The following is a 20,737-nucleotide window of genomic DNA, read 5'->3' as shown; positions in this document are numbered from 1 at the left end:
ATCCGAGCCCGCCACAGCTCCCGTGAACGACACGAGCCGGATTCAAACACCCGCGACGCTCCCACGATCGAGGTGTCCACCACACACGCGATCCGGCGTCTGCTACGGCGATCCGGGCACGGTCGGGCCGGGCGCGCGGCCGTCGGCGCGGGCCCGTCGCACCGCAGAGCGACGGGTCCGCGACCTTGAGGCCGCCGTGCGGGTGATCTTCCGTCGCGGCGCCCCGGCGCGGGCCCCGCGCGACACGATCGGCTGACACTCCGGGCGCGCCGGGCGGCGTCAGGAGAAGGCGTCCACCCCGGTCCGCTCGACCGAGACGGCCCACAGGCGGGCGGCCGCGTCGGGGTCGATCGCGTAGGGCCGCACGCCGTGGGCGCCCGGCTCCTGGGCGACCGTGGCGACCTCGCAGTCCTCGAGGTAGAGCCCGCCGAGGCCCGCGAGCTGCGGCGACGTCGCCGCCCAGACCTCGGTGGCGGCGCCGGCCTCGGGCGTCTTGAAGCCCGCGGCGGCCTCCGGGGTGGGGTTGCCGTCCTCGTCGACCCAGCCGAGGGCGACCATCTCCTCGCGCGGGAGGTGGCGCTGCAACGGGGTCAGGATCCCGCCGGGGTGCAGCGAGAACGCCCGCACGCCCTGCGGGGCGGCGAGCCGGTCGAGGTGCAGGGCGAACAGGACGTTCGCGGTCTTCGCCTGACCGTAGGCCTGCCACTTGTCGTACGGCTCGGCGCGCCAGTCGAGGTCGTCGAAGCGGACCGGCGAGCGGTGGTGCCCGCGGGACGACACCGAGACCACGCGCGCGTCGCGCCCGCGCGCGATCGCCGGCCACAGGCGGTTGACCAGCGCGAAGTGCCCGAGGTGGTTGGTCCCGAACTGCGCCTCCCAGCCGGGGCCGACGCGCATCTCCGGCGTCGCCATGATGCCCGCGTTGTCGATCATCATGTCGATCGCGCGGTCGGAGGCGAGGAAGCGGTCGGCGAAGGCGGCGATGCTGTCCTGGTCGCCGAGGTCGAGGGCGTCGGTCTCGACGCCCTCGACGCCGTCCAGGGCCTCCTTCGCGGCGTCGGGACGCCGGGCGGGGACGACGACGTGCGCGCCGGCCGCGGTCAGGGCGCGCGTCGCCTCGAGCCCGAGTCCCGAGTAGCCGCCGGTGACGACGGCCAGCCGGCCGGTGAGGTCGAGGCCGGCGAGGACCTCGGCGGCGGTGGTGTCCTTGCCGAAGCCGGAGCCGATGGGGTGCTGCTGTTCGATCACGCCACCGACGCTAGGTCTTCGAGCGCGCTCGAACGCAAACTTGCGGCGACGCCGACGATCAGACGCCGCGGTCGCCCAGCATCCGCCACAGGTGCGCGGTCGCCTCGGCCCCGGCGAGCAGCAGGGGCACGACCGCCCGCTCGTCGGGGGCGTGGATGCGGTCCGAGGGCAGCATGACGCCGAGGAACGCCAGCGGGGCGGCGAGCTCGGTGGCGAGCAGGGCCTCCGGGCCGCTGCCGCCCTCGCGCGCCGGCAGCACCTCCGCACCGAGCGCGGCGCCCATGGCCTCGCGGATCGTCGTCACCAGCGTCGAGTCGACGTCGCAGATCAGCGGCGGGACGCCGGGACCGCCGGCGACGACCTCGGCGGTGATCCCGTGCGGGGTGTGGGCGGCGACGAAGGCGCGGACGCCGTCGAGCACGCGCGCCGGGTCCTGGTCGGCGACGAGCCGGAAGGTCAGCTTGGCGGTCGCCGAGTGCGGGACGATCGTCTTGTGGCCAGGGCCGCCGTAGCCGCCGTGCAGGCCGTTGACCTCGGCGGTCGGGCGCGCCCAGAGCCGCTCGTAGGTGCTCCAGCCGGCCTCGCCCGCGGTGGCCTGCGCCCCCGCGGCGGAGCCCGCGAGCCATGCGGCCTCGTCGAAGGGCAGCGCGGCCCAGGCGGCACGCTCGGCGTCGGTGGGCGGGCGGACGTCGTCGTAGAACCCGGGCACCTGCACGCGGCGCTCGTCGTCGTGCAGGGCGGCGACGAGGCGGGCGAGCTCGGTGACGGGGTTGGGCACCGCGCCGCCGAACTGCCCGGAGTGCAGGTCCACCGACGCGCCGCGGAAGACGATCTCGGTGTCGACCATGCCGCGCATGCCCGTGCAGACCGTCGGCGCGTCCCGGCCGACCATGCCGGTGTCGGTGACGACGATCGCGTCGCAACGCAAGGCGTCCCGGTGCGCGGCGAGCAGCGCGTCGAGGTGCGCCGAGCCGGACTCCTCCTCGCCCTCGGCGAGGAGCTTGAGGTGCACGGCGGGGCCGCCGGCGCCGGTCGCGGCGAGGTGCGCGGCGACCCCGAGCCGGACCATCGCGAGGTGGCCCTTGTCGTCGGAGGCGCCGCGCCCGCGCAGCTCCTCCCCGACGACCTCGGGCTCGAACGGGGCGAAGGACCAGCCGTCGGCGAGGTCGGCGGGCTGGACGTCGTGGTGGCCGTAGACCAGCACGGTCGGGGCAGCCGGATCGGCCGCGGGCCACGAGGCGAACACCGCGGGCAGGGCGTCGGTGTCGTCCCAGACCTCGACCTGCGGCCAGCCCTCCGCCCGCAGCCGCTCGGCGAGCCACGCCGCGGAGCGGGCCACGTCGTCATGGTGTCCGGGGTCGGCCGAGATCGACGGGATCCGCAGCCACTCCTGGAGGTCCGCCACGAACGCCTCGGCGCGGGCGGCGACGGCGGCGGCTTCTCCGGAGGCTTCGGTGCTGGTCATGCTCGCCACGCTAGTTCGCCCCGGCGCGCGCGACACCGCCCGGCCACCGGGTCGGGCGGCGGCCGGGCGGGAGCCCTCGACGGGTCAGCGGCGGGCGAGCACCGTCGGGATCTCGGCGCGGCGCACCCAGGCCACGACGCCGAGCAGCACGCCGAGGATCACCGGCGTGTACCAGAAGCCCTCGGAGAGGAAGAACAGCTGCGCGCCCGTGGCGCCGACCATGAGCGCCACCAGGCACGCCGCGGCGAGGCCCGCGAGCCGGGGCACGAGCAGCCCGATGCCGCCCGCGACCTCGAGCACGCCGACGACGTAGCGCAGCCACTGCCCCGTTCCGAGGTCGGTGAAGATCTGCACCGCGTAGGCCTCACCGAACAGCTTGGGTGCCCCGGAGCCCACGACGAACACCAGCGCGAGCAGCACCTGCAGGGTCCACAGCGCGATGGTCGCCCCGCGGGAGCGGGCCGGGCCCGACGTGCTCGACGGGGTCGGGGCGGTCGCGGCGGTCATCTCGGTCCTCCGGGGACGGCGGGGTGGTGGGCACAGCGTGGCGAACCCCACCATCCTTCGTCAATACCTTCTGGTTGCTCCGTCGTACTTTCGTGCAGGGCGACGATCGGCTTCGCTGGCCCGATGACACCCGCGGGATGGACGCCCCCTCCGGAGTTCACGACGCGCCCGGTGCTCGAGGGCACCGTCGGGATGGCGGCGGCGACGCACTGGGCCGCCGCGGCGACCGCCATGGGCGTCCTCGAGCGCGGCGGCACCGCGTTCGACGGCGCGGTCGCGGCCGCGTTCGTCCTGCACGTCACCGAGCCGCACCTCAACGGGCCGGGCGGTGACCTCACGGCGGTGTTCGCCACCGCCGACGACCCGACGCCCCGGGTGCTCGACGGGCAGGGCCCGGCGCCGGCCGCCGCCTCCGCCGCGGCGTACCGCGACCAGGGCCTCGAGCGCGTCCCGGGCTCCGGCGCGCTGGCGGCCGCGATCCCCGGGGCGGTCGAGGCGTGGTTCCTGCTGCTGCGCGACCACGGGACCTGGGAGGTCGGCGACGTCCTCGCGCCGGCGATCGACTACGCCCGTCACGGGGTGCCGGCGGTGCCGCGGCTGTCGTCGACCGTCGCGACGGTGGCCGACCTGTTCCGCGAGCACTGGCCGACCTCGGCGGCGCTGTGGATGCCGGGCGGGCGGCCGCCCCGGCCGGGCGAGGTGGTCCGCAACCCGGCGTGGGCGGACACCCTCTCCCGGCTCGCCGCCGCCGCGCAGGGCCGCGACCGGGACGCGCGCATCGACGCCGTGCGCACGGTGTGGGCCGAGGGGTTCGTCGCCGAGGCGCTGGCCGCCGCGGCCCGCACGCCCCACCGGCACTCCTCGGGCACCGACCACCCGGGCGTGCTCACCGTCGCCGACACCGCGGGCTACCGGGCGCGGGTCGTCGACGCCGCCGTCGGGTCGTTCCGCGGGTGGCGGGTCGCCAAGACGCCGGCGTGGGGGCAGGGCCCGGCGCTGCTCGCGGCGCTCGCGGTGCTCGAGGGCTTCGACGACGCCGACCTCGACCCGGGCGCCGAGACCGGCGCGCACCTCGCCCTCGAGGCGATCAAGCTCGCCCAGGCCGACCGGGACGCCTGGTTCGGGGAGCCGGCGGACCTCCGCGACCCCGCCGACCTCCTCGCGGACCTCCTCGCGCCCGACTACGTCGCCGCCCGTCGCGCGCTGATCACCGACGAGGCCTCGCCGGACCTGCGCCCCGGGCGCCTGGGCGGGCGCGACCCGGTGCTCGCCGACCTCGCCCTGGCCGGCGCGGGGATCGGCGGCACCACCGACGGCACCGTCGGCGAGCCCACCGTCACCCTCGCCGGGGAGACCAAGGGCGACACCTGCCACGTCGACGTCGTCGACCGCTGGGGCAACATCGTCTCGGCGACGCCCTCGGGCGGCTGGCTGCAGTCGTCGCCGACGGTCCCCGAGCTCGGCTTCGCGCTGGGCACGCGGCTGCAGATGACGTGGTTGCAGGAGGGCCTGCCCTCGACGCTCACGCCCGGGCGGCGCCCGCGCACCACGCTGACGCCGACACTGGTGCTCGACGACGACGGTCCGGTCACGGCCCTGGGCTCACCCGGCGGCGACCAGCAGGACCAGTGGCAGCTGCTCTACCTGCTGCGCACGCTCGTCGGCGGCTACGACCCGCAGCAGGCGATCGACGCGCCGGCGCTGCACACGACGTCGTCGCCCAGCTCGTTCTGGCCACGGGGGCGCGAGCCCGGCGGCGCGGTCGTCGAGGACCGGCTGCCCGCGGCCGTGGTGGCCGGTCTCGAGCGGCGCGGGCACCGGGTGACGCGCAGCGGGCCGTGGTCGCTCGGGCGGCTCTCGGCGGTGGGCATCGACCGGTCCCGGGGGCTGCGGTGGAGCGCGGCCAACCCGCGGGGGATGCAGGGCTACGCCGTCGGTCGGTGACGTCGGGCGGGGACGGCGGCCGTCTGCCAGGGTGCGGATCATGACCCGTTCCCGGTCCCGGGGGCCCCTGCTCGCCGGCGGCCTGCTGACCATGGGCGTGCTGCACGGCGTCGCGCCGCAGCCGTTCGACACGATCGTGCCGCCGTGGCTGCCCGGCTCGGCACGGTTCTGGACCTACGCCAGCGGCGTCGCCGAGCTCGCCGTCGGGACCGCGGTGGCGGTGCCGCGCACGCGTCGGCTCGGCGCGCTCGCGGCGGCGGCGCTGTTCGTCGCGGTGTTCCCGGCGAACGTGCAGATGGCGTGGGACTGGCGGCGCCGCCCGTGGCCCTGGCGCGCGGTGGCGTTCGGCCGCCTGCCGCTGCAGGCGCCGATGATCGCCCACGCGCTGCGGGTGCACCGCGAGGCCGGCTGACGCCGGCCCCGCGGGCCCTCCCCGTTCCCCCCGGCTCCGGCCCCCGACCGGAGTGGTCCGCTACAGCCCCGACCCGGCGCCGCCGAACACGCCCGCCGGGTCGACGCGGCGGCGCACGGCGTCGATGCGCGCGCGGGTCGCCGGCGTCCACACGAGCTCGGGGCGTGCCGTGGCGACGTCCGGGTGGATCCAGTTGAGGCTGGTCTGCGGCGCCGTCCACCGCGCCAGCCCGTCGAGCAGCTGCGCCGCGACCGCCGGCACCACCGCGCGCAGCTCCGGCGGGAACGGCCCGACGACACCGGCCAGCCAGCGGGCCTCGCGGGTCACCACACCCCGGGTCCCGCGCTCGACCGCGCCGGCGACGTGGCGCAGCTCGACGAGGAAGAGCGGGAGCTGCTGGTCGGGGCCCGCGACGGCGAGCACGGCGTCGACGAGGTCCTCGTCGAGACCGGTGAGGAAGCGCCCGTCGGCCCAGGCGGGCATCGGGTCGACCGGGTCCATGTGGATCGCGTCGATCGCCGCGTAGGGCATGACGTCGACCATGTCCATCATCGGCGTCGCGACCGCGCGCATCGGGGCCACGAGCTCGCGTCCCTCCTCCGCGCCGCCGAGGTGGGCGACGCGCAGGTGGGCGACCGTCCGGCCGCGCAGGGGCGGCGGGACGGCCTCGATGTCGGGCGCCCGCAGGATCGCCACGGAGGTCGTCGTCTCCTCGGGCAGCGTTGGCGCCCACGCGCGCCAGGCGTGCAGCACCGCGGGGATGTCCGCGGCCTCGTAGATCAGGCCGCCGCCGTAGAGGGACGGCAGCTCGATGAGCTCCATCTCGACCTCGGTGACGATGCCGGCCGCGTCCTTGCCGCCCAGCACCACGTCGAACAGCTCGGGGTCGGAGTCGGCGGTGACCTCGCGGATCGCCCCGTCCCCGGTGACCAGCTGCACGCGGCGCACCCGGTCGCTCGCGTAGCCGTACTTCCGGGCGAACGGCCCGACACCGCCGCCGACGACGTAGCCGGCGATGCCCACGTCGGTGGTGGACCCGTTGAGGCCCGCCAGCCCGTGCGGCGCCGCCGCCTCGACGAGGCGCGCCCACTTCACGCCGGCGCCGACGATCGCCCGCCGGGTGGCCGGGTCGACGTCGACGCGGTCCATGCGCCGCGTGGTGACGACGAGCGTGCCCCGCTGGGCCACGTCGCTGTGCCCGGTGGCGAAGACGCCGACCCGGATGCCGCGGGCGGCGGCCCAGCGCACGGCGGCCGCGACGTCCTCCGGTCCCGTCGCCCCGACGACCGCGACCGGGGCGTGCTCGGGGCCCAGGTTGTAGGCCGCGAGCTCCGCGACCACCTCGACGTCCTCGGGCCCGAGGACCGGGCCGGCCACGGAGCGCCGCAGCTCGGTCAGTGCGTCGTCCCGGTCGACCGCGGCGGTCGGGGCGCCCAGCTCGGTCATCGCACGCTCCGTGATCGTCGACTGGTCCGTCAGCGTGATGCTGCCGGTGACGACGACGCTAGAGAGTCACGCAGCGTGCTACAAGTCCGATTCGGGTCGCCGCATCGTGACGGTCGGTGAGAACCGGCCGCCGGCGGTGCCGACGGAGGGTGGCCGGTCAGTGCCCCCGGGGCGGGTTGCCGCGTGGCCGGATGGTCGCGTGCGGCAGCGCGGGTGCGGGCAGGCGGGCGGCGTCGCCGCGGCGGCCGTCGAGACCCACGTAGCCCTCGACCTCGCCGAACCGCGCGTCGCCGCCCTCCCACGCGGCGCGGAACGCGACGATCTCCTCGTGGCTGCGGGCGACGAAGTTCCACCACATGACGATCTCCTCGCCGAACGGCGGGCCGCCGAGGAGGACGATGCGGGCAGGGTCCGTGTCACCGTCGTCCGCGGTGATCTCCACCGTGGGAGGTCCCGGCGGGAGGACGCCGAGCTCGCCGCGCTCGAGGGGACGGTCCTGCAGCGCCACGCGACCCCGGTCGACGAGCACGCCGTGCTCGAAGGTGGGGTCGACCCGCAGTTCGAGGTGCGCACCGGGATCGAGGAGGAGCTCGGCACCGAGCAGGGGGGTCGCGGTGGCCACCGGCGACGTCGCCCCGGCGAGCGTGCCGAGGAAGACGCGGGCGGCGGCGCCGTCCAGGGCCACGGGCTCCGGCACGAAGTGCGCGAAGTCGCGGGGCACGTCGCGGGCGTGGTCCGGGAGCGCGACCCACAGCTGGACCCCGTGCAGCATCGTGGTGTCGGGGGTGCTGACCTCGGAGTGCGCGACGCCGTGCCCGCCGGTCATGAGGTTGAGCTCGCCGGGGCGGACGAGGGCGTGGGTCCCGAGGCTGTCGCGGTGCTCGACCGCGCCGGTGAACAGCCAGCTCACCGTCGCGAGCCCGGTGTGCGGGTGCGGCGGGACGTCCATGCCGCCCGAGGCCGCGGTGTCGTCGGGGCCGTAGTGGTCGACGAAGCACCAGGCACCGATCAGCGTGCGCGCCCGCTGCGGCAGCGTCCGGCGCACGGTCATCGCCCGCGGCCCGCCGAGGGGCACCGCGCGCGGCGTCAGGACCTCGACGGATCCGTCCGTTCCGTCCGCTGCGCTCGCGAACTCCGGCGGCGCCACCTCCGTGTTGCTCACACGGTCGATTGTGCGCCCGCGACGACCGAACGCCACGGCGTGCCCGCCGTCCACGACGGCCACCGCGCGAGGGCGGCCGACCGCCGGTCCTCGAGGTGGCCGCGCAGCGCGGCCGGGTCCGGCGGGCCGAGGGCGGACATGGCCTCCGGCTCGTAGGTCGCCCAGGCGTCCCAGCCCGACCGCTCCCAGATCGCGAAGGCGAGCTCGGTGTTCCCGGTCGGGTCACGCCACCGGATGCCGTCGAGCTCGTCGCCCCAGTAGAAGTCGTTGATCTGCCAGAGTCCCCGGTCGGTACCCGCGTGGTTGCCGGCGGTGTTGGTGCTGTCGGGGATCCGCGCCGATTCGGCCCGGGTGATCGCCACCCCGGTCCCGATCTCCTCGGGCGGGAACCCGGCATCGAGCATCAGGGTCTGGACCTGCGCCTCCGACAGCGCCACCGAGCGGTCGGTGGGCAGGGGCTCGGCGGGCGGGTCGGGGAACACCGGCGCCAGGAGCTCCACGAGGTGCTGCCGGTTCGCCGGCTCCACAGGGGCGGCGCGGGGGGCCCCGTCCGGCCGGGCCGCGCGCTCACGCCACGGACTGCACGCCACCAGCGACGCCGACACCACGACGCCGAGGCAGAGCACCCCGATCCGGACCGCGCGGGCACCCAAGCCGCTCGAACGGGGCCGGCGTGGTGGCCGATGGGGTGGGCGGCGTGGTGGCCGATGTCGGACCTGCAATCCCGGTACCTCCCGTGATCGGCGGCGGGCTCGAGGGCCGTCAGGGGTGAGGCGCACCCCACGGTACAGACCGTCGGGCCCGGGGCCGGGTCCAGCGACCGCTCCCGGTGGCGTCGCGCGCTCTCAGCGCGGGTCGAGGTCGACGTCCTCCGCCGGCCCGTCGTCGCGGTCCGGGTCGCCGTGCTCCCCGTCGTCGGTGGCGTCGCCGTCCCGGCCCCGGGCCGGGTCGGTGCCGGGACCGGTCGCGCCGCCGGACGCCGCCGGGTCGCCCTCGGGGGCGCGCAGCTCCTCCGGCACCGCCGCGACGAGCGCCCGCAGCCCGGCGGCGTCGAGCAGGTCGGCGGGGCTGACGGTCCGGTCGTGGCGGACGTAGTGCAACGCGGCGCGGACCTTCTCGATCGGGGTGCCCGACAGCGACGACCACGCCAGCCGGTAGGCCGCGAGCTGGACCGCGAGGGCCGGCAGCGCGTCCTCGTGCGGGAGCCCGCCGGTCTTCCAGTCGACGACCGTGGCGCCGCCGTCGGCGTCGGCGAACACCGCGTCGATGCGGCCGCGGACCAGCGTGCCGGCGACCTCGGTCTCGAACGGCACCTCGACCGCCACCGGCGTGCGGTTCGCCCACCGGCTCGCGACGAACCGTTCGCGCAGCTCCGCGGCGTCCGCGGCACCGGCGGGGTCGGCCGCGGCGTCGGCGTCCTCGTCGGCGGCGCCGGGCAGCTCGTCGAACTCGAGCAGCTCGGTGGCCGAGAACCAGCGTTCCAGCCAGGCGTGGAACTCCGTGCCGCGGCGCGCCCGCGGGTCGGGCGGGCGCGGCACGGGGCGGCGCAGGCGGCGGGCCAGGGCACCGGGGTCGGCGGCGAGGTCGACGAGCTGGCTGACCGAGAGCTGCGGGGGCAGCAGCACCCGCGCGTGGCGGTCGCGCGCCGCCGCCCGCTCGGCGAGCAGGACCTCGATGTCGGCGGTCCAGCCCTCGGGGTCCGGTTCGTCGTCGCCCGCCCCGGCACCGGCGTCCTCGGGCGCCGCCGCGCGGGGGGCCCGGGCCGCCCGGACCAGCGCGGCGCCCTCGTCGACCGCCGCGCGCCGGGACCCGAGCGGGTCGACCGGCCACGCCGCCTCGTGCACCGCCTCCGCCATCGGGTTCGGCTCGCCCTCGTCGGGCGGCTCGGCCCAGGTGTCGACGACCCCGCCCCGCCCGGCGGCCACGAGCTCGCCCACCTCGGCGAGGAGCTCGGACGGCCCGCGCGGGCTGTCGCCCGTCTCGCCCCACCAGTGCCCGGACACGAGCAGGGCGTGCTCGGCGCGGGTCAGGGCCACGTAGAACAGGCGGCGCTCCTCGATCAGCCGCCGGTCGTCGAAGGCGCGCTCGTGGGCGTCGAGGCGCTCGGCGACCTCCTTGCGGTCGGCGGCCGCCTCGAGATCGTCGAGGTCGAGCGCGGGCAGGTCGGGCCGGTCGCCGCGGAGGTCGACCGGCAGGGACGCCACCGACGTCAGCCACGACCCCGACCGCTTCGCCGCCGGGAACACCTTGTCGACGACGTGCGGCAGCGCCACCAGCTCCCACTCGAGGCCCTTGGCCGCGTGCACGGTGAGCACCTGCACGCGCGTGCCGCCGGTGGCCGGGTCCGCGACGTCGACCTCGCCCGGCGTCAGCCCGTCCTCGGCGTCCTCGGCGGCGTCGAGGTAGGCGAGCAGCGCGGTGACGGTCGCGGTGCCCCCGGACGCGGTGGCCCCGGCGGTGAAGTCGGCGACGACGTCGGCGAACGCGTCGAGGTGCGCGCGGCCGGTGGGCCCGGGGCGCGCCGCGGTCTCCACGTCGAGGAGCAGCACGCGCTCGACGTCGGCGACGAGGTCGACCAGCGGCGCGGTGACGCGGCGGCGCAGCATCGTCAGCTCGTGGGCGAGGTGCCGGAGGCGTTCGTAGCCCGCGGCCGAGTAGCGCGCGGGCGGGCCGAGGTCGTCGAGCGCGTCGACCAGCCCGGCACGCTCGGCGTGCTCGCCGGGCAGGGCGGCGGCGACGGGGTCGGGCACGGCCTGGCTGACGGTGCTGCTCGGGGTGTCGTGCCGGGCCTCGGCCGGCGCCGCGAGCTCGCGCGCCCGGCGCCAGAGCGCGGCGAGGTCGGCGCCGCCGATGCGCCAGCGCGCGCCGGTGAGCAGCCGGACCGCGGCCCCGCCCGCGAGCGGGTCGACCACCAGGCGCAGCGCCGACACGACGTCGCGCACCTCGGGCTCGTCGAGCAGGCCGCCGAGGCCGACGACCTCGACGGGCAGGTCACGGGCGCGCAGCGCGGCGGCGAGCGCGCTCATGTCGGCGCGGCGACGGACGAGCACCGCCGTGGTCGGCGGCTCCGCACCGGCGTCGGCGGCCGCCCGCCAGCGGTCGGCGATCGCGTCGGCGACCCACGCCCGCTCGGCCTCGACGTCGCCGTGCAGCGCGACCCGCACGTCCCCGGACGGCGCGCCGGGACGGGGCCGCAGCTCGTCGACGGGCACGCCGGCGTGGCGCAGGGGCTCGGCGACCTCGTTGGCCAGCGCCAGGACCTCGGGCGGGTTGCGGAAGCTGGTCAGCAGGCCGTGGCGGGTCGCGGCGAGGTGCTCGCCGTCGGCGCCGACGCGGGGGAAGTCGGTGACGAACCGGGGCAGGTTCGCCGCGCTCGCGCCCCGCCAGCCGTAGATCGACTGGAACGGGTCGCCGACCGCGGTGACCGTGGTGCTCTCGTCGCCGGCGAACAGCGAGCGCAGCAGGATGCGCTGGGCGTGCCCGGTGTCCTGGTACTCGTCGAGCAGGATCGCGCGGAACGCGTCGCGCTCGGCGGCCCCGACCTCGTCGTGGCCCTCGGCGAGGCGGGCGGCCGCGGCCATCTGGTCGGCGAAGTCGAGGCAGCGCTCGGCGCGCTTGCGCGCGGCCAGCTCCTCGACCAGGGGCAGCAGGGCCGCGCGGAACCGCTGGGTGGCGACGCGGTTCGCGAGGGCCTGCGGCAGGGCGGGCCGCTGCCCCTTCGCCGGCGGGGCGTCCTCGACGGCGCGGGCGAAGCGCTCGGCGTGCCCGCGCAGCACCGCCGGGTCGGCGAGGTGCTCGCCCAGCTCGCCGGCGAGCGCCTGCACGAGCGCGGTGACGGTGGCGGGCACGCGGTCGGTGTCGAGGTCCGCGGCCCAGGTGGCGACGATGCGGTGCGCGAGCTGCCACGACGCGGTGGGCGAGAGCAGGCGCGCGCCGGGGTCGACGGGCAGGCGCAGGCCGTGCTCGGTGAGCAGGCGCCCGGCGTAGGCGTGGTAGGTCGAGATCGTGGGCTCGCCGGCGCGGGCGGCGAGGCGGCGGTCGCCCGTCGGGTCGAGCTCGTCGAGCAGGCTCGACGCCCCGAGCACGCGCAGGCGGCGGCGCACCCGGTCGGCGAGCTGCCCGGCCGCCTTGCGCGTGAACGTCAGGCCCAGCACCTGCTCGGGGCGCACCAGGCCGTTGGCGACGAGCCACACGACGCGCGCGGCCATCGTCTCGGTCTTGCCGGAACCGGCGCCGGCGGTGACCAGCGCGGGCTCGAGCGGCGCGCCGATCACCGCGGCCTGCTCCTCGGTGGGCCGGCGCAGGCCGAGGCGCTCGGCGAGCTCGACGGGGTCGACGAGCCCGGTGCCCGGGGGCGCGAGCGCGGTCACGGGACCTGCCTTCCGGAGACGTGGACCGGGCAGGCGGTGCGCACCGGGCACCGCGGGCAGGCGTCGTTCTCGCGCCCGACGAACACCGGGCCCTCGGTGGCGCGTGCCGCGGCGCCGACGTGCTCGCGCCACTGCGCGAGGCCCTCCTCGTCGAGGGGTTCCTGCGCGCGCTCCTTGGCCGCGGTGCCGGCGCGCGAGAGGTAGACCAGGCGCGCCCCGCCCGGCGTGCTGCGCGCGGCCGTGCGGTCGGGACCCGCGAGCGTCTCGGCGAAGGCGCCCAGCGCCGTGGCGAGCTGGTAGACCGCGAGCTGCGGGTGGGCCTGCGCGTCGGCCTTCGAGATCGGCGTCTTGCCCGTCTTCACGTCGATGATCACCGGCCGGCCGCGGGTGTCGATCTCCAGGCGGTCGACCCGCCCGCGCACCCGCACCCCGTCGGTGACCGCGACCTCGAGCTCGCGCTCCACCGCGGCCTCGGTGAGCTGTGCGCGCGTCTGGTCGCGCCAGGTCAGGAAGCTCGCCAGCATGCGGCGGGTGTTGGCGAGCTCGCGGCGCGAGAACCAGGGCGCGCCCGCGTCGACCGACGCCCACGCGACGTCGAGCGCCTCGTCGAGCTCGCGGGCCTCGGCGCCCTCGGCGGCGCGCTGGACCAGCGCGTGCACGAGCGAGCCGGTGACGGAGGCGAGCGAGTCGGTGTCGTCGCCGCCGTGGGTCTGCAGGGCCCAGCGCAGCGGGCAGGTCAGGATCGTCTCCACCGCGCTCGGGCTGATCGCGATCGGGCCGGGCGGGCGCAGCGGCGCGTCGGTGGACGGGGTAAGCAGGCCGTACCAGTCGTCGGGGTCGGCGCCCGGCACGCCGGCGTCGGCGAGGCGCGCCAGCCCCTCGGCGGCCCGCTCGCGGCGACCGGGCTCGGCCGTGGGGTCGGTGACGACGCGGCGCAGCTCGCCGACCAGCTCCGCCAGCACCAGCGCCCGTCCCGGCCGGCTGCGGGGCCGCTGGGCGTCGGCGGGATCGGCCGACTCGTCCGCCACCCCGCCGCCGTCGACGTCGTCGAGGAAGCGTGAGGGCGTGACGTCCTCGGCCTCGACCGCGCTGACGTGCACCGCGCGCCGCGCCCGCGACAGCGCGACCGCGAACAGCCGGCGCTCCTCGGCGAGCAGCGGCGCCTGGCCCGCGACGGCGGGGTCGTCGGGGATGCCGGCGAGGACGTCGACCAGCCGCTCGACCCCGAGCAGCGTGCCGCGGCGGCGCAGGTCGGGCCAGGTGCCCTCCTGCACGTCGGGGATCACCACCACGTCCCACTCCCGGCCGCGCGACGCGTGGGCGGTGAGCAGGGCGACCGCCTCGCCGTCCGGGGCGCGCGGGGCGAGGGTGTCGGCACGGATGCGCTGGTCGTCGGCCTGCGCGACGAACCCGGCGACGGTGCCGCCGGGCAGGTCCTCGACGTAGCGGGCGGCGCGCTCGACCAGCGCGACGACGGCGTCGAGGTCGCGGTCGGCCTGCGCGCCGGTGACCCCGCCGCGCTCGCTGGCGGCGACCCAGCGGCGCTGCAGCCCGCTGCGGTCCCACACGGCCCAGAGGACGTCGGGCACCGAGGCGCCGGCGTCGATCGCGCCCGCGGCGGCCGCGAGCAGCTCGCCGACCCGGGCCAGCGGCGCCGCCTCCGAGGGGCTCAGCAGCGCCAGCGGGTTCTTCTCCTGCGCGAGGTGGTCGAGCAGGGCGTCGACGAGCAGCGCGTCGCTGGGGGTGTCGGCCGCGCCGCCGCCGGCCTCGTGGCGGCGCAGCAGCCCGCGGCGCAGCCGGCGCACGGCGAGCGGGTCGGCGCCGCCGAGGGGCGAGGAGAGCAGCCCGAGGGCGGTGTCGGCGTCGAGGCGCTGCGGGTCCGCAGCGCAGCGCAGGACCGTGAGCAGGGGGGCGACGGCCGGCAGCGCGGCCAGCGGGGTGTCGTCGGCGGGGACCGCGAGCGGGACGCCCGCGGCGAGCAGCGCCCGGCGCAGCGGCGGCAGCGAGCCCGAGACGCTGCGCACGACGACGGCCATGCGCGACCAGGGGACGCCGTCGGTGAGGTGGGCGCGGCGCAGGCGGTCGGCGACCGCGGCGGCCTGGCGCCCGGGGGTGGCGTAGACGTCGACGGTGACGCGGCCGTCGTCGTCTCCGTGGTCGCGCTCTTCGTGCTGGTGCCCGTCGTCGTGCTGCGGCGGCGCGGTCCGTGTCCGTCCCGGGCCGGTGCCCGGCAGGGCGGCGACGACGCGGGCGACGGCGGCGCGCAGGGCGGGGCGGCTGCGGTGGTCGGGGTGCAGGACGACGGTGGCGAGCCCGCCGGGGTCGGCGTCGCGCAGCAGCGACGGGTCGGCGCCGCGGAAGCCGAGCACGGAGGAGTCGGGGTCGCCGGCGAGCACCCAGTCGTCGGCGGCGGCGCCGAGGGCGCGGGCGAGCTCGACCTGCTGCGGGTCCATGTCCTGGACGTCGTCGACCACGAGGTGGCGCACCGCGGCGCGCTCGGCCTCGAGGAGCTCGGGGTCGGTGACGAAGGCGTCGAGCACGGCCGCGACCAGCTCGGCGGCGTCGAGCGGGGGCGCGCTCGCCAGCGGGTTCGCGGAGCCCGCGGCCGCCCGCAGGAGCGTGACCTCCTCGTAGGTGCGGTAGAAGCGCCCGGCCGCGATCCAGGCGGGCACGCCGTGGCGCTTGCCGAGGTCGGCCAGCTCGCGGGGCCCGGCGCCGCGCTCGGCGGCGCGCAGCAGGAGATCGCGCACCTCGCCGGCGAACGCGGGCGCCTCGAGCGCGGGCCGCATCCGGAGCGGCCAGCCCGACGCCACCCCGGCGCCCGCGACCTCGCCGGCGAGCAGCTCGCGGACCATGGCGTCCTGCTGCGCGCCGGGCAGCAGGCGCGGCGGGGCCTCGCCGCGGCGCTCGGCGTGGCGGCGCAGGACGGCGAACGCGTAGGAGTGCACGCTGCGCACGAGCGGCTCGGCGACCGCGCGCGCGGGCCGGTCGGCGTCGTCGAGGGCCCGCCGCCGCGCGGCGATGCGCTCGCGGAGGGCGGCCGCGGCGCGCCGGTCGCCGACGAGCACGAGCGGGCGCGCATCGGGCTGCGCGTGGAGCAGGCGGGCGACCCGCTCGGCGAGCAGGGTGGTCTTGCCCGTGCCGGGCCCGCCGAGCACGCGCAGGAAGCCCGCGTCGTGCTCGAGGAGGCGGCGCCCGGCGTCGTCGAGCACCAGCTCGCCCGGCACCCACGCCGCGGCGCGGCGCAGCTCGGGGGCGCGGTCGGCGCTCGTCGGGTGGCTCACGGGCACCACTCCACCACGACCCCCCGACAACCCCGCGCCGGGTGGGCTCGTGGGTCCGGCGCACACGGGGTGTGCGAGCGATGCGGCTTTGCTGGCGTCAGACGCCAGGCTCGCCACATCCTCGCCGGGCGACACGCCGGGCATCGAGGCGAGCGTGCTGGACTGCCCGCGTGGACGAGGCGCGGCACGACCGCATCCGTGCGGCGGTGATGGCGATCCCCGAGGGACGGGTGGCGACCTACGGCGACGTGGCCGCGGCCGCCGGCGAGCGCTCGGCGCGCGTGGTCGGCTGGGTGCTGCGCGACGACGGCGCCGACCTGCCGTGGCACCGCGTCCTGCGCGCCGACGGGACCAGCGCGCCGCACATCGCCGACGAGCAGCACGCGCGCCTGCGCGCCGAGGGCGTCGAGATCCGCGACGGGCGCGTGGTGCTCGCGAACCACCGCGTACGGCGTGTCGCCGAACGAGGATGTGGCGAGCCTGGCGTCTGACGCCAGCAAAGCCGCATCGCTCGCACACCCCGTGTGCGAGCGACGGGCTCAGGCGTGCGCGGGGTTCCGGCGGTAGAGGTCCAGGTGGGCGGCGGCGGCGGCGTCCCAGGTGTGGGCGGCGGCCAGCGCCCGGCCGACCGTCGCGTGGGCCGGGTCGAGCTCCGGGTCGGACCCGTGGAGCACCCGCCCGATCTCGCGCGCGAAGCCCTCCGGCCCGTCGGCGAAGCGCGCCGCGCCCGCGAACACCTCGCGCAGCACCGGCAGGTCCCGCGTCACGAGCGGCACGCCCGCCGCGAGCGCCTCCATCGCCGCGAGCCCGAAGCCCTCCTTCGTCGACGGGAAAGCGAAGACCGCCGCACCTGCCACGAGCCCGGGCAGGTCGGCGTCGTCGACCGGCCCCAGCACCACCGGCGACACCCCCAGCGCCGCGGCCCGCGCGAACACCTCCTCGCGGTAGGGCCGGTAGTCGAACAGGGTGTCCCCGCCCGCGATCAGCAGCGGCACGCCCGGGAGCAGCGCCATCGCCTCGACCAGCTCCAGCGTCCCCTTGCGCGGCTCGATCCCGCCGACGGCGAGCACGTAGCGCCCGTGGCGCGCCCGCCACGGCTCCCCCGCGCCCGCCGACGCCGCCGCGGCGAAGCGGGCCGCGTCCACCCCGTTCCCGATCACCGCCGGCGACCGGCCCCACCCGGTCCGCACCTCGGCCGCCACCGCCTCCGACACGCACACCAGGGCCGCCGGCTCCACCAGGGCCCGCTCGTGGCACGCCGCGAGCTCGGGTGTGGTGAACCGGTCGAGGTGGTGCACGGTCCGCCAGAGGTCGTCGTAGCCCCGCGCCCGACCCACCGCGTTCGCCGTCAGGCAGTCCTGCGCGTGCACGACGTCGTACGCCCCGGCGAACTCGGAGGCCAGCAGCGCGATCGACCGCAGGATCCGCTCCCCCACCGACTCGCCGTCGATCTCGGGCACCGGCACCAGCCGCACGGTCACGTCGGCGGACACGGGGCGGAAGAACCCGGTGTCCCCGCCCCGCGCGAGCGCCCACACCGTGACCTCGTGCCCCGCCCGCGCGAACGCCTCGCCCAGCGCCAGCGTGTGCACGACCCCGCCGCGCGGCTTCGTCGAGTAGGTCAGCAGGGCGATGCGCATCACGTGTACGTCTCGGGCCGGCGCTCGACGAGGTGGTGCAGCACGGCCCGGGCGGCGCCCACCGCGCCCGGCAGGTCCACCTCGGCCACGGCCAGCCCGCCCTTCGACCACGTCCGCGCGAGGATCTCCCCGCCGGGCCCGACGACCTTCGCCCGGCCCAGGAAGTGCAGCGCCCCGTGCCGCCCGCTCTGGTTCGACGAGAGCCAGACGACCTGGTTCTCGGCCGCCCGCGCCTGGTCGTAGAGGTCGAACAGCCGCGCCTGGCGGTCCTGGGCCATGCGCGGCGCGCGGTTGGTCAGCGACGTCGGCCAGGCCGAGAGACAGGCGATGATCTCCGCGCCGTCCACCGCCAGCGCGCGCGAGGCCTCCGGGAAGGTCTTGTCGTGGTCGATGAGCAGGCCCATCCGCCCGATCGGCGTGTCGAACGCCGAGAAGCCGTCGCCGGCGGTGAACAGGGACGCGATGCCGGCGGGGATGTGCACCTTGCGGTGCCGCCCGAGGATGCCGTCGCCCGAGAGGCACACCGCGGCGTCGTAGCGCAGCGACCGTCCACCGACGTCCGGACCCCGCTCGCTGTACCCGAGGCAGACGATCATCTCGCCGGCGATGTCGATCACCGACCGCACCTCGTCGCCGTTCGGCTCCAGCAGCGGCGGCAGGCAGTCGACGTCGGGGTGGCGCAGGTCGGTGAGGTACCCGCCCAGCGCCCCGTCGGGCAGCGCGAGCAGCGCGACCCCGGCGTCCCGCGCGTGCGAGATGATCATCTTGATGCGGTCGAGGTCGAACCCGACGTCCCGGGTGAAGTGGGCCGCGGCGGCGGCGAGGCGGACCACCCGTCGGCCCCTAGCCGGCCCGCGCCGGGACGGGGGCGAGTGGTGCCGCGTCGTACGACGCCGGCCGCCGGTCGCGCAGGTGGCCCATGAACCGGCGCGCGCCGTCCACCGCGTCGTCGACGTCGACCGACGCGACGGCCAGCCCCGCCTCGGTGCCCGTGGTGGCGAGGACCTCCCCGCCCGGGTCGACGATCTTCGCGCTCGCCACGAGCCGCATGTCCCCGAACGTGCCGGCCTGGTTCGCCGACACCCAGACGATCTGGTTCTCCAGCGCTCGGGCGCGGTCGAAGAGGTCGAAGCGGCGGGTCCAGCGGTCGTCGGCGAGCACCGGTGCCTGGTTCGTGCGCGACGCCGGCCACGCCGACATGCACACCACGACCCGCGCCCCGTCGACGGCCAGCGCCCGCGCGGCCTCGGGGAAGGCCTTGTCGTAACAGATCATCATGCCGAGCCGGCCGACCGGCGTGTCGAACGCGGTGAACCGGTCGCCCGCCGCGTACGAGGTGTGCTCGTTGAGCGGCTGGTGGACCTTGCGGTGGTGGCCGAGCACGCCGTCGCCGGTGACCGCCACCGCGCTGTTGTACGGACGCCCGCCCGACGCCGCGTCGCCGCGCTCGCAGAAGCCCGCGGTGACGACCGTGTCGCCGGCCATCGCGACCAGCCGCCGCACCTCGGGCCCGTCGACGTCCAGCTGGGGCGGCACGTCAGCCGGATCGTTGGTGGCTGGACCCTCGTGCAGCGACGACAGGTACCCGCCCAGCGCCGCCTCGGGCAGCGCCAGCAGGTCGGCGCCCGCGGCCCGGGCCTGCGCGAGCAGCGCCTCGATCCGCGCGAAGTCCTCGTCGAGGTCGCGGCCGAAGCCCGCGGCCGCGGCGGCGAACGTCCTGGCGGTCATGGGGTGGTCCCTTCGGTGGTCCGGGCGGTGGTCCCTTCGGTGGTCCGGGCGGGGGCTCCAGCGGGGCCCAGTCCGGTGACGCCGCCCGCGACGGCCTCGGTGGTCTCGCCGTCGGGCCAGCGCAGGGCCACCCCGCCCGGTCCGGTCGAGCTCTCGGTCAGCGCCCCGCACACCGCGCTCGTCGCCGGCCCCGCCGACGGTGCCGGTGCCCCCGGCTCGTCGGCGGTGAGCAGGGCGAAGCCGGGGAAGCACGTCAACCAGTCGGCGAGGGTCGCGCCGGGCGGGCGGGGCACCGCGGCGACGTCGAGCACCGCGCCGGTCCCCGACGCCTCGGCGAGCATCCCGAGCGTGCCGACGACCCCGGCCATCGACACGTCCTTCGCGGCCGCCGGCCGGTGCGCCGCGTGCGGGCCGATCGCCCCGACCATCGCCCGCAGGTCGGCCGGCGCGCGCGTCGACGTCGAGTCCCACTGCCGGCCCGTGTAGCCCGGGCGCCAGGTGCCGTGGAGGTCGGCGGTCAGCCGCACGGCCATGCCGGGGCGGCCGCCGGAGGCGGGGACGGGCGTCGTCGTGCGGCCGAGCGCCGTGACCGCCAGCGACGCGGGCACCTCGAGCTGGGTGTGCCCGCCGATCACCGGCACCCCGTAGGCGTCGGCGGCGGCGCGCAGGCCGGTGAGCACGCGGTGGGCGAACGAGGCGTCGCGGGCGCCGAGGGCGTCGAGCAGCGCGGTCGGCGCGGCGCCCATGGCCGCGAGGTCGTTGACGTTGACCAGCACCCCGCACCAGCCGGCCCACTCCGGGTCGCGCTCGACCATCGCGGGCAGGATCGCGTCGCAGGCCGCGACGACGTCGCTGCCCGGCACCGGGGCGCCGTCGTCGCCGAGGTGCGCGCCGCTGCCGGCCAGGCCGGCGACGAGCTCGCCGAGCGGGGCCTTCGTCGCGGCGACCAGCGCGGCGAAACGCCCGACGGGCCAACGCATGCGCACGTGCGGGCGCGCCCGCACGGTCGTCGGCGCGACCCGCTGCCAGCCCAGGCGGCGGAAGAGGGTCTCGTTGACGGCCTGCACGTCGGCCTCGAACCGCAGCACCCCGGCCGTCTCGGCGCGGGCGCACGCCGCGCGGACCAGCGCGGCCCCGATCCGGACCCCGGTGCGACGCCGGGCGTTCGGGGCGACGACGAGGCGGCTGCCCGTCCACCAGCCGAGGTCGGGGCGGGCGACGTCGGGGTCGACGGGCGCGAGGCGCACCCCGCCGAGCACCTCGCCGGCCCCGTCGCGGGCGACGAGCACGACGGCGCGCGGGTCGTGGTCGTGCTCGTCGAGGTCACCGACACCGTCGTCGCGGAACAGCCCCTGCTCGTCGACGAACACCGCGCGCCGCAGGGCCCGGTGGGCGCCGACGTCGGGGTGGCGGGCGTCGGCGGCGGGCGCCTCGGTGATCGTGACGTCGCGGGCGGGCCGGCGGGTGCGGCCGCCGAGGATCTCGTCGGCGGCCCCCAGCCCGAACGAGTCGTCGAGGAGCGACACGATCC

General features: G+C 77.6%; 15 protein-coding genes. 3 read left to right on the top strand and 12 right to left on the bottom strand.

From position 1 onward, the window contains the following. Positions 1-279: 279 nt before the first annotated feature. The 3 genes from ACYX4T_RS25880 to ACYX4T_RS25870 all read right to left on the bottom strand — a co-directional run bounded on the left by ACYX4T_RS25880 (position 280) and on the right by ACYX4T_RS25870 (position 3,220). Positions 280-1,248: an SDR family NAD(P)-dependent oxidoreductase gene (locus ACYX4T_RS25880; protein ID WP_476012078.1), complete on the bottom strand. Its 969-nt coding sequence runs from the start codon at positions 1,246-1,248 to the stop codon at positions 280-282. Positions 1,249-1,306: 58 nt separating this feature from the next. Next, the gene (locus tag ACYX4T_RS25875; RefSeq protein WP_476012077.1) at positions 1,307-2,713 is read right to left on the bottom strand and encodes a M20/M25/M40 family metallo-hydrolase; all 1,407 of its coding nucleotides are present in this window, start codon (positions 2,711-2,713) and stop codon (positions 1,307-1,309) included. Between the two features lie 84 nt (positions 2,714-2,797). Continuing rightward, complete coding sequence (locus tag ACYX4T_RS25870) at positions 2,798-3,220, bottom strand: DoxX family protein (RefSeq protein ID WP_476012076.1); 423 nt, start codon at positions 3,218-3,220, stop codon at positions 2,798-2,800. Between the two features lie 123 nt (positions 3,221-3,343). On the opposite strand from ACYX4T_RS25870, the gene ACYX4T_RS25865 reads away from it, so the two are divergent. Together ACYX4T_RS25865 and ACYX4T_RS25860 are read left to right on the top strand one after the other, a co-directional pair. Next, complete coding sequence (locus ACYX4T_RS25865; protein WP_476012075.1) at positions 3,344-5,164, top strand: gamma-glutamyltransferase family protein; 1,821 nt, start codon at positions 3,344-3,346, stop codon at positions 5,162-5,164. A 40-nt stretch (positions 5,165-5,204) separates the two neighbouring features. After that, positions 5,205-5,576, top strand: a complete 372-nt coding sequence (locus tag ACYX4T_RS25860) for a DoxX family protein (protein WP_476012074.1) — start codon at positions 5,205-5,207, stop codon at positions 5,574-5,576. A gap of 60 nt (positions 5,577-5,636) precedes the next feature. Here ACYX4T_RS25860 and ACYX4T_RS25855 read toward each other — a convergent pair whose 3' ends face one another. From ACYX4T_RS25855 to ACYX4T_RS25835, 5 genes are all read right to left on the bottom strand, one after another. Beyond that, a complete protein-coding gene (locus ACYX4T_RS25855; protein ID WP_476012073.1) occupies positions 5,637-7,022 on the bottom strand; it encodes an FAD-binding oxidoreductase in 1,386 nt (461 codons plus the stop codon). Between the two features lie 157 nt (positions 7,023-7,179). After that, a complete protein-coding gene (locus ACYX4T_RS25850; protein WP_476012072.1) occupies positions 7,180-8,184 on the bottom strand; it encodes a pirin family protein in 1,005 nt (334 codons plus the stop codon). Next, a complete protein-coding gene (locus ACYX4T_RS25845; protein ID WP_476012071.1) occupies positions 8,181-8,837 on the bottom strand; it encodes a transglycosylase SLT domain-containing protein in 657 nt (218 codons plus the stop codon). The genes ACYX4T_RS25850 and ACYX4T_RS25845 overlap by 4 nt, the downstream gene beginning before the upstream one ends. A gap of 192 nt (positions 8,838-9,029) precedes the next feature. Further along, entirely contained in the window at positions 9,030-12,554 is a 3,525-nt protein-coding gene (locus ACYX4T_RS25840; protein WP_476012070.1) for a UvrD-helicase domain-containing protein, read from the bottom strand. Beyond that, positions 12,551-15,847, bottom strand: a complete 3,297-nt coding sequence (locus ACYX4T_RS25835; RefSeq protein ID WP_476012069.1) for an ATP-dependent helicase — start codon at positions 15,845-15,847, stop codon at positions 12,551-12,553. Before ACYX4T_RS25835 ends, ACYX4T_RS25840 begins: the two co-directional genes overlap by 4 nt. 161 nt (positions 15,848-16,008) lie before the next feature. On the opposite strand from ACYX4T_RS25835, the gene ACYX4T_RS25830 reads away from it, so the two are divergent. After that, positions 16,009-16,329 (top strand): MGMT family protein, encoded by a 321-nt coding sequence (locus tag ACYX4T_RS25830; protein ID WP_476012068.1) that lies wholly within the window; start codon positions 16,009-16,011, stop codon positions 16,327-16,329. Positions 16,330-16,377: 48 nt separating this feature from the next. Here the strand turns inward: ACYX4T_RS25830 and ACYX4T_RS25825 are convergent, their stop codons facing one another. The 4 genes from ACYX4T_RS25825 to ACYX4T_RS25810 are packed head-to-tail and all read right to left on the bottom strand — an operon-like array spanning position 16,378 to position 20,732. Continuing rightward, entirely contained in the window at positions 16,378-17,478 is a 1,101-nt protein-coding gene (locus ACYX4T_RS25825; protein WP_476012067.1) for an MSMEG_0565 family glycosyltransferase, read from the bottom strand. After that, on the bottom strand, positions 17,478-18,311 hold the full coding sequence (locus ACYX4T_RS25820) for a carbon-nitrogen hydrolase family protein (RefSeq protein WP_476012066.1): 834 nt from the start codon (positions 18,309-18,311) through the stop codon (positions 17,478-17,480). The genes ACYX4T_RS25825 and ACYX4T_RS25820 overlap by 1 nt, the downstream gene beginning before the upstream one ends. A gap of 10 nt (positions 18,312-18,321) precedes the next feature. After that, positions 18,322-19,206 (bottom strand): carbon-nitrogen hydrolase family protein, encoded by an 885-nt coding sequence (locus tag ACYX4T_RS25815; RefSeq protein WP_476012065.1) that lies wholly within the window; start codon positions 19,204-19,206, stop codon positions 18,322-18,324. After that, positions 19,203-20,732, bottom strand: a complete 1,530-nt coding sequence (locus ACYX4T_RS25810) for an MSMEG_0567/sll0787 family protein (protein WP_476012064.1) — start codon at positions 20,730-20,732, stop codon at positions 19,203-19,205. Before ACYX4T_RS25810 ends, ACYX4T_RS25815 begins: the two co-directional genes overlap by 4 nt. Positions 20,733-20,737: the final 5 nt, after the last annotated feature.

It is taken from the genome of Actinomycetospora sp. ABD4_176 (genome assembly GCF_056311855.1).
This window is presented reverse-complemented; position numbering and strand designations above follow the sequence as displayed.

Bases quoted from the DNA above. Each gene is read 5' to 3' on its own strand.
- ACYX4T_RS25875 (WP_476012077.1), bottom strand. From the start codon at position 2,713: ATGACCAGCACCGAAGCCTCCGGAGAAGCCGCCGCCGTCGCCGCCCGC.
- ACYX4T_RS25870 (WP_476012076.1), bottom strand. From the start codon at position 3,220: ATGACCGCCGCGACCGCCCCGACCCCGTCGAGCACGTCGGGCCCGGCC.
- ACYX4T_RS25865 (WP_476012075.1), top strand. From the start codon at position 3,344: ATGACACCCGCGGGATGGACGCCCCCTCCGGAGTTCACGACGCGCCCG.
- ACYX4T_RS25860 (WP_476012074.1), top strand. From the start codon at position 5,205: ATGACCCGTTCCCGGTCCCGGGGGCCCCTGCTCGCCGGCGGCCTGCTG.
- ACYX4T_RS25855 (WP_476012073.1), bottom strand. From the start codon at position 7,022: ATGACCGAGCTGGGCGCCCCGACCGCCGCGGTCGACCGGGACGACGCA.
- ACYX4T_RS25825 (WP_476012067.1), bottom strand. From the start codon at position 17,478: ATGCGCATCGCCCTGCTGACCTACTCGACGAAGCCGCGCGGCGGGGTC.
- ACYX4T_RS25815 (WP_476012065.1), bottom strand. From the start codon at position 19,206: ATGACCGCCAGGACGTTCGCCGCCGCGGCCGCGGGCTTCGGCCGCGAC.